The sequence below is a fragment of the Exiguobacterium sp. s181 genome (assembly GCF_018617125.1).
Classification (GTDB): Bacteria; Bacillota; Bacilli; order Exiguobacteriales; family Exiguobacteriaceae; genus Exiguobacterium; species Exiguobacterium profundum.
Genome location: NZ_JACSJM010000002.1, coordinates 116,217 through 129,151, shown reverse-complemented (window position 1 = coordinate 129,151; position 12,935 = coordinate 116,217). Strand labels below are relative to the sequence as shown.

Annotated in this window: 11 protein-coding genes; 4 read left to right on the top strand and 7 right to left on the bottom strand. The window is 49.5% G+C overall.

All coding sequences use genetic code 11. The features are described 5' to 3' along the window. The first annotated feature begins 7 nt into the window (after positions 1 to 7). Complete coding sequence (locus tag KNO70_RS06930) at positions 8 to 1,225, top strand: MFS transporter (RefSeq protein ID WP_214689286.1); 1,218 nt, start codon at positions 8 to 10, stop codon at positions 1,223 to 1,225. Between the two features lie 24 nt (positions 1,226 to 1,249). Here the strand turns inward: KNO70_RS06930 and KNO70_RS06925 are convergent, their stop codons facing one another. The 4 genes from KNO70_RS06925 to KNO70_RS06910 all read right to left on the bottom strand — a co-directional run bounded on the left by KNO70_RS06925 (position 1,250) and on the right by KNO70_RS06910 (position 4,207). Next, positions 1,250 to 2,344 carry an MBL fold metallo-hydrolase gene (locus KNO70_RS06925; protein ID WP_214811657.1) on the bottom strand — a complete coding sequence of 365 codons (1,095 nt, stop codon included), beginning with the start codon at positions 2,342 to 2,344 and terminating at the stop codon, positions 1,250 to 1,252. A 196-nt stretch (positions 2,345 to 2,540) separates the two neighbouring features. Next, a complete protein-coding gene (locus KNO70_RS06920) occupies positions 2,541 to 3,119 on the bottom strand; it encodes an SCO family protein (protein ID WP_031421282.1) in 579 nt (192 codons plus the stop codon). A gap of 13 nt (positions 3,120 to 3,132) precedes the next feature. After that, a complete protein-coding gene (locus tag KNO70_RS06915; RefSeq protein WP_214684844.1) occupies positions 3,133 to 3,546 on the bottom strand; it encodes a disulfide oxidoreductase in 414 nt (137 codons plus the stop codon). 1 nt (position 3,547) lies between these two features. Further along, a complete protein-coding gene (locus KNO70_RS06910; protein WP_214689290.1) occupies positions 3,548 to 4,207 on the bottom strand; it encodes a DsbA family protein in 660 nt (219 codons plus the stop codon). Positions 4,208 to 4,329: 122 nt separating this feature from the next. Here KNO70_RS06910 and KNO70_RS06905 point away from each other — a divergent pair, with 122 nt between their 5' ends. Then, positions 4,330 to 5,922, top strand: a complete 1,593-nt coding sequence (locus KNO70_RS06905; RefSeq protein WP_214811641.1) for a sensor domain-containing diguanylate cyclase — start codon at positions 4,330 to 4,332, stop codon at positions 5,920 to 5,922. 46 nt (positions 5,923 to 5,968) lie between these two features. Here the strand turns inward: KNO70_RS06905 and KNO70_RS06900 are convergent, their stop codons facing one another. The 3 genes from KNO70_RS06900 to KNO70_RS06890 form a co-directional block, all read right to left on the bottom strand. Then, positions 5,969 to 6,646, bottom strand: a complete 678-nt coding sequence (locus tag KNO70_RS06900; RefSeq protein WP_214689300.1) for a DUF6241 domain-containing protein — start codon at positions 6,644 to 6,646, stop codon at positions 5,969 to 5,971. Positions 6,647 to 6,784: 138 nt separating this feature from the next. Continuing rightward, positions 6,785 to 8,065, bottom strand: a complete 1,281-nt coding sequence (gene odhB / locus KNO70_RS06895) for a 2-oxoglutarate dehydrogenase complex dihydrolipoyllysine-residue succinyltransferase (protein ID WP_214731778.1) — start codon at positions 8,063 to 8,065, stop codon at positions 6,785 to 6,787. Positions 8,066 to 8,083: 18 nt separating this feature from the next. Then, on the bottom strand, positions 8,084 to 10,939 hold the full coding sequence (locus KNO70_RS06890) for a 2-oxoglutarate dehydrogenase E1 component (RefSeq protein WP_015881016.1): 2,856 nt from the start codon (positions 10,937 to 10,939) through the stop codon (positions 8,084 to 8,086). Between the two features lie 337 nt (positions 10,940 to 11,276). Between KNO70_RS06890 and KNO70_RS06885 the strand changes: the two genes are divergently transcribed. Together KNO70_RS06885 and KNO70_RS06880 are read left to right on the top strand one after the other, a co-directional pair. Then, positions 11,277 to 12,209, top strand: a complete 933-nt coding sequence (locus KNO70_RS06885) for an ABC transporter ATP-binding protein (RefSeq protein ID WP_074037619.1) — start codon at positions 11,277 to 11,279, stop codon at positions 12,207 to 12,209. Then, positions 12,187 to 12,924: an ABC transporter permease gene (locus KNO70_RS06880; protein WP_047795575.1), complete on the top strand. Its 738-nt coding sequence runs from the start codon at positions 12,187 to 12,189 to the stop codon at positions 12,922 to 12,924. Before KNO70_RS06885 ends, KNO70_RS06880 begins: the two co-directional genes overlap by 23 nt. The last annotated feature ends 11 nt before the right edge of the window (positions 12,925 to 12,935 follow it).

The following is a 12,935-nucleotide window of genomic DNA, read 5'->3' as shown; positions in this document are numbered from 1 at the left end:
TACATCTATGTGGAAAAATCGGAACGTCTGGATCATCTTGACGGGCGAATTCGTCGCCGGTCTTGGTCTATGGCTCGGCATCATCGGGAACTTGGAATTTATGCAAGACCGCGTCCCCTCTGACTTTGTGAAGGCGGTCATTCTCGCCATCGGCTTACTTGCCGGGGTCGCCATCGGTCCGCTCGCGGGTCGCTTGACCGACCAAGGTTCTAAGAAAAAAATCATGCTCATCTCGAGCATCGTCCGGGCGCTCAGCGTGATTTTCATGTTCGTCGCCATCGAGACGAATTCGGTCGTGTGGATGGTCATCTTCTTGATTATCTTACAGGGATCGGCCGCTTTTTATTTCCCTGCCCTTCAGGCAGCGATTCCGCTCATCGTGAAAGAACGGGAACTTCTTGCCTTGAACGGCGTTCATATGAATGTGTCTACCTTGTCGCGTGTCATCGGGACGGCGATTGCAGGTGTCCTTTTGACACTGATCTCGCTCCGTAACGTCTACGCGCTCTCGCTCGTCGCCTACCTGTTGCTAGCGGTGGCGACGCTCTTCTTGAAACTCGATGAGACGAAAACGCCCTCGGCGAAAAAGGTCGATGCGAAAGCGTCGAGCGGTTTCAAAGACGTCTTCCCAATCATCAAATCGATTCCCGTCATCTTCATGACGCTCGTCATGACGCTCATCCCACTCCTCTTCCTCGGAGGGTTCAACTTGCTCGTCATCAATATCAGTGAGCTGCAGGATTCGACGGCGATTAAAGGATGGATTTATACGGCAGAAGGACTCGCCTTCATGACAGGTGCCTTTATGATTAAACGGATCGGAGAAAAATTCTCGGCGTTCTCGATTTTATTCTCGTTCTCGTTTTTAATCGGTGTCGCCCAACTGATGCTCTATTTTGCGGACATCCCGTTCATGTCCATTGCTGCGTTCGTTCTCTTCGGCTTCTCGGTCGGATGCTTCTTCCCGACGGCGGTCACGATTTTCCAGACACGGATGCCAAAAGAATATCACGGTCGTTTCTTCTCGTTCCGAAACATGCTCGACCGGATTATCTTCCAAGTCGTCCTTCTCGTGACAGGATTCTTCCTCGACTTGATTGGACTTCAGCTCATGGTCGTCTTGTTCGGAATCAGTTCGATCGCGATGACCGGCGCATTTCTTGTATACACGAGAAAGCATCAATTGCATATCGAGGAAGATTCCACAGAGAAGATGTCTTCCTAACAAAAAAACAAGCGGTGACCAAGGTCATCGCTTGTTTGCGTCTTTGAGTTCTCGCCACCACGTCGTCGTATCATTCCGACCGTCGAGCGTGATTCTCTCCCCGATTTTTGGAGTGAGGACGACTTCTTTTGGTAAGAGAGACGACATCTGTTCCGCTGGGTCGAACCAATCGTGGAACGACAGCGTGAACGCCCCCCAATGGATCGGCATCATTTGGTCGGCCCGTAAATCGTGAAACGCTTGCGCGGTCTCTTCCGGTTGCATATGGACGTCTGGCCAGCGCACGTCATATTGCCCGCATTCAAGTGCGGCAAAATCAAACGGCCCGTACTGTTCGCCAATCATCTTGAAATGCGGCGCGTAGCCACTATCCCCACTGAAGAAGAGCCGATCTGTCTCACCTAGGACGACCCATGATGCCCAGAGTGTGCTGTTGCGGTCCGTCAACGAGCGACCGGAGAAGTGACGCGCCGGCGTACAGACGAATGTCCACGACCCGAACGCATACGACTCGCCCCAATCCCGTTCTACGATTCGTTCTGCCCCGACACCCCATCGTTTCAAATGACTCCCTACCCCGAGCGGTACGATGAACATGGCGACCTTGTCTTGGATGGCAAGAATCGTTCCATAATCGAGATGGTCGTAATGGTCATGTGTCAATAAGACGACATCGATTTCGGGCAAGTCCTCTAGTTCGAACGGCAAGTCTTCACTGAAGCGTTCGTTTTTAGCGAACGGGAGTGGGGATGGGCTACGTCCAAACATCGGATCGACGAGCATCGTCTTCCCGTCCATTTGTACCATGAGCGCCGAATGACCGAGCCAATAGATTCTTGTGAAGCTCGAGTCCGTCTTCTCCTCAAAATCGATTGGCACGATCGGAAGACGTTCGGTAGGCTTACGCAGTGACGTCACATCACGATAGTCGCGCGCCATCGACACCATGTCTTGCGCAGAGAAGTTCATCGGTGTCTCATATTGATTACGGAACTTTCCATTGATCCGGTTCGGAGATTGAAGCGATTTCGGCTTTCGTCCAAGTGGTTTGTACTGTGTCAGAATCGTTCCGGTGACAGCCGCCATTCCAACCAATGAGAGCAACATCGTCTTTTTCATGTAGGTCCTCTTTTCTAATAGTTCGTTGAATTGATTATAGCGTGCCTTCGCCGTTTCTATCCGAGAAAGTATGTCGATTCGCTTATCTTTCAAAAAAATGGCGTGCTCTTCATTGAGCATTCTGGTTATTCCATTATATCAGTTCTCTTAAACCAAAAAGACCTGCTCACCCGTGTTTGGTGGAGCAGGTCTTCGGTTAAGATTTTTGCAAGATTTTAATGTCGTTGATGATGTCTTCGGTCGGAACGTTTTGGAAACCAGGATACGCCTTGATGATCTTTCCTTCCTGGTCGACCAAATAGAAATACGTACCGTGGTCGACTTGTGTACCTTCGTCAGGCTTCCGGACGAGCGCCTTGAAGTTCTGTTGGGCAAACGTTTCAATCTCGTCTTGCGAGTAACCTGAGAGGAACTGCCAATCTGCTTTCGCAAGGTCATAGCCACTCATAAACTCTTTCATCTTCTCCGGAGTGTCCACCGTCGGGTCGACGCTGAAGGAAACGAATTGCACGTCTTCGACGCCCTCTTCTTCAAGCGCTTCATTCAGCTTTGTCATATTGTATGTCATCGGTGGACAGACGGTCTCACAGCTTGTGAAAACGAAATCCGCCATCCACACTTTCCCTTTTAAATCGTCAAGACTGACCATTTCTTCATCTTGATTCGTATATTCGAACGATTCGACTTCCCAGTTGAGCGGATCCTCAATCTCTTGACCGCATCCTGCTAGGACGATAAGCATCGTCGTCAAACCAATCATCCACCATTTCTTCACACATGCCAACTCCTTATCGCTTTTTGACGTTCCACATGAGGATCGTGATGAGCGTGAAAGCTGTCAATGCGAGGAACGGGATTGTGATGAACCCGAGCCAGTTAATGTATTGACCGCTACACGGAACTCCTTGTGCACAAGGTTGAATTTCTGCAAAACCTGGCACTTTCTGTACCAAGTAATGGTAAAGTGATACGAAACCGCCTATGATAGTAAGCGGTAACACATATTTCCGAACCGCCCGATCTTCCGTGAAGACGGCAATCCCCAAGAGGATGGTCAGCGGATACATAAAGATACGTTGAATCCAACATAGCTCACATGGCACGAACTCCCGGATCTCACTGAAGTAGAGACTGCCGAGCGTCGCCGTCAACGAGACGAGCCAAGCGAGGTATAACCCATACTTTTCGAGAAATGATTTCATCTTACAAATCCTGCTCGATCAGCTCTTGGATTTTTTCGTAATCGAACGGGTCTTCGAGCATCACACCGTTGATCATGATAGACGGCGTGAATTGGACACCGTTCTCTTTTACAAGACCATCATCCGTACTGACTTTTTCAAGCACGGTCGATTCTTCCCCAAGGTCTTGCTCAAACTTCGCCAAGTCGACCGATGTCGTCGTCTTGCTTGCGATTTCTTTCAGCTTCTCGACGGTCACCCACGCATTGTCGTGTTGTTGTGATTCCGGTTGCGCATCGTAGAGCGCCTTATGGAACTTCCAGAACGACTCAGGATCTTGCTCGTATACCGACTCGGAAGCGAGGGATGCCAAAATTGATTCTTGTTCATGGAACAAGACGTTAATATAGCTGAAGCTGACGTCTTCCTTGTCGAGATAATCCGCTTTCAGTTGCGGGTAAATCGTTTCACCCCACTGTTTACACGAAGGACACTTGTAATCTCCGAACTCGACGACGGATACTTTCGCATCCGGGTTTCCGAGTGTCGGTTGTCCTTCAATCGAGACGTGATCGCCACGCTCGGCTGTCGTCGACTCATCTTGGTTGAGTAAGACGAACACCAATGCGATTAACGCGACCGCAACGATGGTCAAGATGACCAACAATTGATTCTTTTTCATTCTCTTCACCTCTATCTATTTTGACTCGTCTTTCATTATAGCGGAAGCTCTTCTTCCTATCATGATATCGACTCGTTTTTCATAATTCTCTTCAATTCAAGCTTTAGGAGGTTTATTTACGCATGATCAAGTCTTTTACGATGCGCCTCGGACTCATTTTGGCGCTCAGCATTGCCACGCTCGTCTTTTTACTGACAATCGCCCTCACTTCTCTCATCAGTCATAGGGCATCTGATTCACTCGAACAAGAAATCGGGGAACGCCTCTCGACGACATCGCATCAGTTGGCGGACAAGCTCGATTTTTATATGTGGTCACGCTATCAAGAAGTCCAACTCTTACAAGGTCTCGATTTAGAGGACCGAGATGAAACACGTCGACTCCTCGATCAAGTCCAGACGAACATCCCCGCCTTCTCATGGATGGGCGTCACGGATGCGGCCGGGACCGTCGTCGCTTCGACGAACGGGATTCTCGAAGGGGCATCGATTGCCGAACGACCGGTTTATCTCAAAGCACAAGATGCTCCCTTTATCGGAGATGTCCACGAGGCGGTCCTCTTAGCTGAATTATTGCCTAATCCGACGGGGGAACCCCTTCAATTCGTCGATATCAGTGTCCCGCTTTTCCAGGACGGCTCGTTTCAAGGGGTACTTGCCACTCATTTAAGCTGGGCCTGGGGGAAAGAAGTACTCGAACATTTCAATCGAACGCTTCATGAACAAGTCGATGATACGGATTTATTCGTCATCAGTGAACGAGACAGTGTCGTGCTCCTCGGTCCAGACGACATGGTCGGAAAACCACTCCCTGTATCCTTTACAGAAGGCGCCTCCGTGAAAGAGTGGGATGACGGTCAAGACTATCTGACAGGCATGTCAATCGGAGAAGGATATGATGAATATCCTGGACTTGGTTGGCAGGTCGTCGTCCGTCAGCCGACGGCAGTCGCGTTTGCACCAGTCGAGACACTTGAAACGAGAATTCTATGGATTGGTTTATTGGCCTCACTTGTGACGGCTGTACTCGGTTGGCTACTCGCTTCGATCGTGACGAGACCGTTGAAGCGAATCACCGAAACGGCTTCGCTCATGGAACAAGGGAAAGCAAACACGTTTCCCCATCAATCAGGAATCAAAGAGATTGAGTCGCTCGCGTTCGCGCTCGAATCGCTCGTCACCTCCCTTACGGAGTCAGAGTCGGAACGGGTACACTTTGAAAAACTAGCGAATCGTGACGCACTGACCGGTCTTTCAAATCGGGTCGCCCTACGTGAGCAGCTGAATCAACTACACACCTCGAAAGAACCGTACGTCTTCTTCTATCTCGACCTCGATGGCTTCAAGGCGGTGAATGATACATATGGTCATGGGGGCGGGGACGAGGTTTTGGTCGAGGTCGCACAACGGTTACGGGCTCTGCCCATCGAGGAGGTCTATCCCGTTCGATTGAGCGGAGACGAGTTCTTCCTCATGTTCCCAAGGACTGAGCGTTCGACCCAACAAATTCGGGATGTTGGAAACACACTCATCGATACAATTTCTAAACCGATTACGCTAGACATCGCATCGGTGAAAGTCGGGGCTAGTATCGGGGTGTCCATTTGGAGTCCACCGGAACCACCACACATTGCCATCGAACAAGCGGACGACGCGTTATATCGGTCAAAAGCGAACGGGAAACATCAACTTTCTTTCCATGAGTCGCTTTCGTGACGTCGTTTCTCCATACGAAAAGGAGTTCGTGATGAACTCCTTTTGCTTATTCTTCCGTATTCGTATTCACGTCTCCCTTCTGTTCTTCCTCTTCTGGCATCGGTTCTAAATCCAGCGTATACACGTATTCTCCCCCAAAGTTATTCAAGATGAACAACTCTTCTTCCGCACGTGTCGCCAGTCCGTTCGAGAATCCGATGGCGGCATACATTTCCTCTAACAAAACGTCCTGCTCTTTATCGATTTCATCGAAGATGGCTTGTTCCCAGCGTTCAATGATACCACCGAGTTGAAGATAGTCATCGTTTTTGATTTTATTCTTGTCACGCAACAACTCCAAATAGTCACGAACCTCTTTCAGATTGTCATGCGTCATCGGGATGGCACCCGCTTTTTCTGTCGCCAAGATTTTTTGATGGGTCATCAGATGCATCGCGTCAATAAGATTCCCTTTGTTCAGCTTTTTGGGATCATCAAAGATGAGTCCCGTCGTCTCCTGTGGATTGATGCGGCGCGTCACATTTTGACGCCGCCCGAGTGGGTCTTCTTCCTTGATGATATCAATCAATTCGAGTGCTCGCGTGTAGTCTTCTTCCGTCATCTGCTCCCGGTCAAGTTCATTTGGATTCGGTCCACTCCAATATGTATAGCCAACATAGGAAGCAATCCCGATGACGACAAGTCCCGTCAGTGCAACCCACCAAAACGCTTTTTTCCGTTTCATTCTGTCCCCACACCCTTTTCTAGCTATTCTCCATCAAGGATAACATATTTACCCAACAACAAATCCCATAAAAAGGGTTTCAATATAACCTTACAAAAAAAACACTCGCCCCTACATAGGAGCGAGTACCTTCTCGTTTTACGCTTCGAACAATAATTGTTCTGGATCTTCAATCATGTCTTTAATGTGCTTGAGGAATGTCACAGCCTCACGACCATCTACGATTCGGTGGTCATACGAGAGTGCCACGTACATCATCGGACGGTTCTCCATTGTATCCGCATCGATGGCGACTGGACGGAGTTGAATCGAGTGCATCCCAAGGATAGCGACTTGCGGTCCGTTCAAGATTGGTGTCGAGAGGAGTGAACCGAACACGCCACCGTTTGTGATCGTGAACGTACCACCTGTCAAATCACTCAACCCGAGTTTGTTGTTACGCGCTTTGTCCGCGAGGTGAAGGATATCTTTCTCGATCTCCCCGAAGTTTTTGCGGTCCGCTTCACGGACGACCGGAACGACGAGACCATCTGGAGCCGAAACGGCGATTCCGATGTCATAATATTTCTTCAAGACGATTTCGTTACCTTGGATCTCAGCGTTCAAGTAAGGCATCCGCTTGAGAGCCGCCACTGCTGCTTTCGTGAAGAATGACATGAAGCCGAGTTTGACATCGTTGTCTTTCACGAACTTCTCTTGGCGACGTTTACGAAGTGCCATGACCGCAGACATGTCGATTTCATTGAACGTCGTGAGCATCGCTGCCGTCTGTTGCACTTCAACGAGACGGTTCGCAATCGTCTGACGGCGACGTGTCATTTTGATGCGCTCTTCTTCTTTTCCATTTGCAGCTGCAGCTGGTTGTGGTGCCGAAGCTGCCGCCGCTGGTTTCTGCTCTTTCACAGCCGGTTTCTCTTCATGTCTCGATACATCATGGACGTTGATGCGCCCGATTGGATCATTCGTTTGAACGGCTGAGAGATCGATGCCTTTCTCACGAGCGAGTTTACGTGCAGCCGGTGTCGCGATTGGTCCTTTACCCGGGCTCGCCACGTGCTCTTCACGTTTCTCGACTTTCTTGCCTTCTTCAATAGACTCTGTCTTTTTCTCAGTCGGTGCTTCTGTTTTCGTTTCTGTCGCGTTTTCCGTCTTCGTCTTCGTCGCGACAGCCGTTCCGCCACCAGAACCTGAACCGAGACGTGCGATGACTTCACCGACTTGAACCGTGTCCCCTTCTCCGGCAAGTTGCTCTTCTAACACACCCGCTTCGTCAGCCGGGACTTCGATATTGACTTTATCTGTCTCGAGCTCGACGATGGCTTCACCTTTTTCGACTTGGTCGCCTGGCTGTTTGAGCCATGTCGCGACCGTTCCTTCCGTAATGGACTCTGCTAACTCCGGTACTTTGATTTCGATCACAATGAGTTCCCCCTTAACTTATTTACGATCTTTTTGATATGTGCTCGTGCCTGCACCGCTCGAGACGACGTCACGAGAGAGTGCTTCACGGATGATGCGTGCTTGTTCTTGTTTATGAGCTGTCGGATTCCCTTCAGCCGGACTCGAACGACGGCGACGACCGATATAACGGACATCGAGTCGGTTCGTTGTGACCGCTTCTAAACGAGGCTCGATATATGTCCAAGCCCCCATGTTTTTCGGTTCTTCCTGAACCCAGACGATTTCACGCGCGTTCGGATAACGGCTGATGACGTCACGAATCTCACGAACCGGGAACGGATAGATTTCTTCGACCCGGACGATATGCAAGAAGTCGAGTGACTCTTCTGACTTGCCGACCGCTTCCGCGAGGTCGATTGCCATTTTCCCTGTACAGAAAACAAGACGTTCGACTTTCTCTGTGTTTTCCCCGAGACCTGGTTGTTCGACGATTGGTTTAAAGCTCTCTTCCGTGAACGCCTCGACTGGTGACGTGGCGAGCGGATGACGAAGCAGACTCTTCGGTGTCATGATGATCATCGGACGAATCTCTTCTTTCCCGAGCATCTCTGCTTGACGACGAAGAATATGGAAGTACTGTGCCGCAGACGAAAGGTTTGCGACTGTCCAGTTTTTCTCCCCGGCAAGTGTCAAGTAACGTTCCATACGTGCACTTGAGTGCTCCGGCCCTTGTCCTTCGTAACCGTGCGGTAAGAGCATGACGAGGCCTGACTTTTGGCCCCATTTCGCGCGTCCCGCCGAGATGAACTGGTCGAACATGACTTGTGCCGAGTTCGCGAAGTCACCGTATTGTGCTTCCCACAGGACGAGTGTATCTTGTGCGAATACGTTGTAGCCATATTCAAATCCAAGCACCGAACCTTCTGAGAGCGGGCTGTTATAGACCGAGAACGATGCTTTCGCCGTCGACAACTCATGGAGTGGCGAGAATTTCTTACCTGACTCGACATCGTTCAACATGATGTTCCGTTGGGCGAACGTTCCGCGCTCTGAATCTTGACCGCTCAAGCGGACCGGCGTACCATCTGAAAGAATTGACGCGAAGGCGAGCGTCTCCGCATGACCCCAGTCAATTTTTCCACCTTCGCTGAACGCATCACGACGACGGTCGAGTACTTTTTGAAGCTTATGGAAGACACCAAAGCCTTCCGGCCAGTTCAATAACTCTTCATTCAATTGCGTGAGGAATTCTCGTTCGACGCTCGTATCGACTTTCGGGAATCCTTTATGGACCGCATCCGGTAACACGATGTCTGCATCCTCTTCTTCAGAAGGAACGAGATCACGTGCCGCCTTTAATGCCTCTTCGATTTTTTGTTCGATTTGCGCCTTCTCATCTTTCGTCATGACGCCTTCTTCCTCAAGTCGTGCGGCATAGACGTGACGGACAGACTGGTGTCCTTTGATGGCTTTGTAAAGGACCGGGTTCGTGTTCATCGGTTCGTCCATTTCGTTGTGACCGTATCGGCGGTACCCGATCAAGTCGACCAAGATATCTTTATGGAACTTGGCACGATACTCACTGATCAACTTCGCGACGGCAACACATGCCTCCGGATCATCCGCATTCACATGGAAGACCGGAATCTCGTAGCCTTTGGCGATATCACTTGCGTAACGCGTCGACCGTGAATCGTTCGGGTCCGTTGTGAAACCGATTGTGTTGTTGGCGATGACGTGAACCGTCCCACCTGTACGGTAACCCGTCAAGTTTGTCATGTTGAGTGTCTCCGCGACGATGCCTTGTCCTGGGAAGGCCGCATCTCCGTGGATCAAGATTGAGGCTGCCAAATCGTCGTGCTGTACAGCCGATCCTTTTTCAGAACGGTCATCTTGTGCGGCACGCGTGTATCCTTCGACGACCGACCCGACGAACTCGAGGTGACTCGGGTTGTTCGCCAAGTTGAGACGGACTTCTTTTTGCTGTTCGACCACTTTCCGGTCAAGACCGAGGTGATATTTCACATCGCCTGACCAACCGAAGTTGATGCCGATTGACCCTTCAGATGGGATCAATTCTTTGTTCGGTGCGTGCTGGAACTCCGCAAAAATCATTTCGTATGGTTTGCCGAGAACATGGGCAAGTACGTTCAAACGTCCACGGTGGGCCATCCCGATGTTGATATGTTCCGAACCGCTCGAAATGAGGCCTCCGACCATCGCATCGAGAAGTGGCACCATCGCATCCAATCCTTCGATCGAGAAGCGTTTTTGTCCGACGTATGTTTTATGAAGGAATGATTCAAACAGTTCTGTTTCAGCCAAACGTTTGAATAACTCAATTTTTTCTTCTTTCGAGAAGGTTTGCTGTAACGCCCCTTGTTCGACTTGACGACGAATCCACTTCTTCTCTTCCATGTCATCTAAGTGACGGAGTTCGATGGCGACCGTTCCTGTATAAACGTCAAGCAAGTGACGGAATAGTTCCAAGGCGCTCGCGTTTGGTTTTGGTGCATCATCTGATAAAAGGCGGGCTGGAATTTGTTTTAAGTCTTCTTCTGTCAAATCATAGCGTGACAGTTCGAATAACTCCTGCTCGCGCGGATGGTCTTTTAGTGGATAAATATCAGCTGCTTTATGACCGAAAGCACGGATGTCGTTGATGAGCCGTGTCGCCGAAACGACCTTCTCTAAATCAAACGATGGACCCGAGACTGGAACTTCTGTCGGTGTCGACGTTTCCGGTGCCCCAAATTCGTCAAAATATCGGCGCGTTTCTTCATCGACCGATGATGGGTCTTCCAAATATTGTTCGTACAGTTCAATGATGTAGCCTAAGTTAGGACCATAAAATGCTTGCGATTTCTCGTGAACATTCGACGACTCTCCCATTGAATAAATCCCCCTTATCCATTCCTAAACGTTCAATCTGTGAACGCTTTCATTTTAACATGTAGCCCGAAGCAGTTCACCTTTCTCCTACCCTGGTGAACAAAACCAAATCTTGCCTCTTACGCTCAACTTCATACTACACCTTTCGTCGCAGAAAGACCCTTACAAATTCACAATTCGTCCATACTATTTCAATAAGTTTTGCTTATCGATAAATTGTGTCTTGATGTATTTGTTTCAACAATTTCAAAAAAAGATGAAACCTTATTTCAAACAGCCTCGTAATAGGGAGTGTAGGCATTACACTATTACTCTTAACAGAAAGCTAGGTGACCACATGTTATCCGTACAAAATGTCCATAAAAAGATGGGAAAAGCAACGGTATTGACAAATGTCAGTTTTGACGTTGTTCCAGGAGAAATTTTCGGATTCCTCGGACCGAACGGCGCCGGGAAGACGACAACTATTCGAATCATCACAGGTCTCATGCCTGCGACGCACGGGACCGTGACAGTCGATGGGTATGACGTGGCGAACAACCGCCAAGAAGCGCTCAGCCGAATCGGGGCCATCGTCGAGAATCCTGCATTCTATCCGTACATGACGGGCCGGGAAAACTTGATTCATGCGATGAACTTGATTCCGAACTTGAAAAAAGTCGACTTGAATGCACTCGGTGCCCTCGTCGGACTCGACGGAAAGCTCGATATGAAAGTCAAACAGTACTCACTCGGGATGAAACAGCGCCTCGGGATTGCCCGTGCCTTGTTGCATAACCCAAAAGTGCTCATCTTAGATGAGCCGACGAACGGTCTTGACCCAGCCGGGATCGCCGACCTTCGGAATTACTTACGCCATCTTGCGGACCACCGCGGAATCGCCATCCTTATCTCGAGCCATTTATTGAGCGAGATGGAATTGATCACCGACCGTTTCGCAATCATTGACCAAGGACAAATCAAGTCAGTGGAAGACGGACAGACGAAGGCTGACAGCGTCATCCTCTGTAAAGTTGCCAAGGAACAGATGAACGAGGCACTTGACGTCGCAGCACTCGCCTTCGATGATGTGAAAATCGTCCAGCAGTCTGCCGAGTCGTTTATCGTACCGCGTCAAGAGACAGACATTCCGGTCTTACTGAAACAATTAATCGAGCGCGATATCGCCGTCTATCAAATTGGCATGAAACACGAGTCACTCGAAGAACAATTCTTGAAATTGACGAAAAAAGAAGGAGGTACGAACAATGCGTTCATTACTCAGCAATGAATGGATGAAATGGCGTCGTACGATTAAACCATACGTCGCCCTAGGCGTGTATACAGCAATCATCCTCATCGTATACGCTGTATTGGCCAGTGGTGAAGGTACACCAGAAGCGGCATCATTCTTTGAATTTTCAACGATGGGTGCCATCGCTTTCTTGAGTATTTTTACGATTGTCTTTACGGCCGAGATGGTCGGGAACGAATTGAAATTTGATACGTTGAAACACTTGTTGATGAGCCCGTACTCTCGCGACCGCATCTTATTGTCGAAGCTCGTCATGGCCGTCCTCGTCATGTTGCTCCAATTCGTCTTTATCTTGGTCGTCGCGTTCGGGTTCTCACTCACGTTAGACGGCTCTGTCACATGGGATGTCGTCCGTCCGATCCTCATCAGTGTGAGCGGACCGATCTTCATCATCTTCTTGACGCTCATGTTCTCGGTCGTCTTCAAGTCGGTCGGCGTCGTCATCGGTTTCACGGTACTCGCAAACTTCGCCTCAAGTATCATCGGCGGTCTTCTCGTCGCTTGGAAACCTGAGCTTGCGAAATGGATTGTCTTCTTGCATACAGACCTTTCCATCTATGACGTCAACCCAGAGTTTATGAAAGCGATGGACGCTACGATGGGCTTCTCGATTTTCTATGTCGCCCTTCATATCATCGCCTTCTATCTCATCACGGCATTTATGTTCCGCAGTAAAACGTTCGCTGAATAAGCATACTTCAA

Excerpts from the sequence above, each read along its gene's own strand:
- KNO70_RS06930 (WP_214689286.1), top strand. The coding sequence starts at position 8 with ATGTGGAAAAATCGGAACGTCTGGATCATCTTGACGGGCGAATTCGTC.
- KNO70_RS06925 (WP_214811657.1), bottom strand. The coding sequence starts at position 2,344 with ATGAAAAAGACGATGTTGCTCTCATTGGTTGGAATGGCGGCTGTCACC.
- KNO70_RS06915 (WP_214684844.1), bottom strand. The coding sequence starts at position 3,546 with ATGAAATCATTTCTCGAAAAGTATGGGTTATACCTCGCTTGGCTCGTC.
- KNO70_RS06910 (WP_214689290.1), bottom strand. The coding sequence starts at position 4,207 with ATGAAAAAGAATCAATTGTTGGTCATCTTGACCATCGTTGCGGTCGCG.
- KNO70_RS06905 (WP_214811641.1), top strand. The coding sequence starts at position 4,330 with ATGATCAAGTCTTTTACGATGCGCCTCGGACTCATTTTGGCGCTCAGC.
- KNO70_RS06900 (WP_214689300.1), bottom strand. The coding sequence starts at position 6,646 with ATGAAACGGAAAAAAGCGTTTTGGTGGGTTGCACTGACGGGACTTGTC.
- KNO70_RS06890 (WP_015881016.1), bottom strand. The coding sequence starts at position 10,939 with ATGGGAGAGTCGTCGAATGTTCACGAGAAATCGCAAGCATTTTATGGT.
- KNO70_RS06885 (WP_074037619.1), top strand. The coding sequence starts at position 11,277 with ATGTTATCCGTACAAAATGTCCATAAAAAGATGGGAAAAGCAACGGTA.
- KNO70_RS06880 (WP_047795575.1), top strand. The coding sequence starts at position 12,187 with ATGCGTTCATTACTCAGCAATGAATGGATGAAATGGCGTCGTACGATT.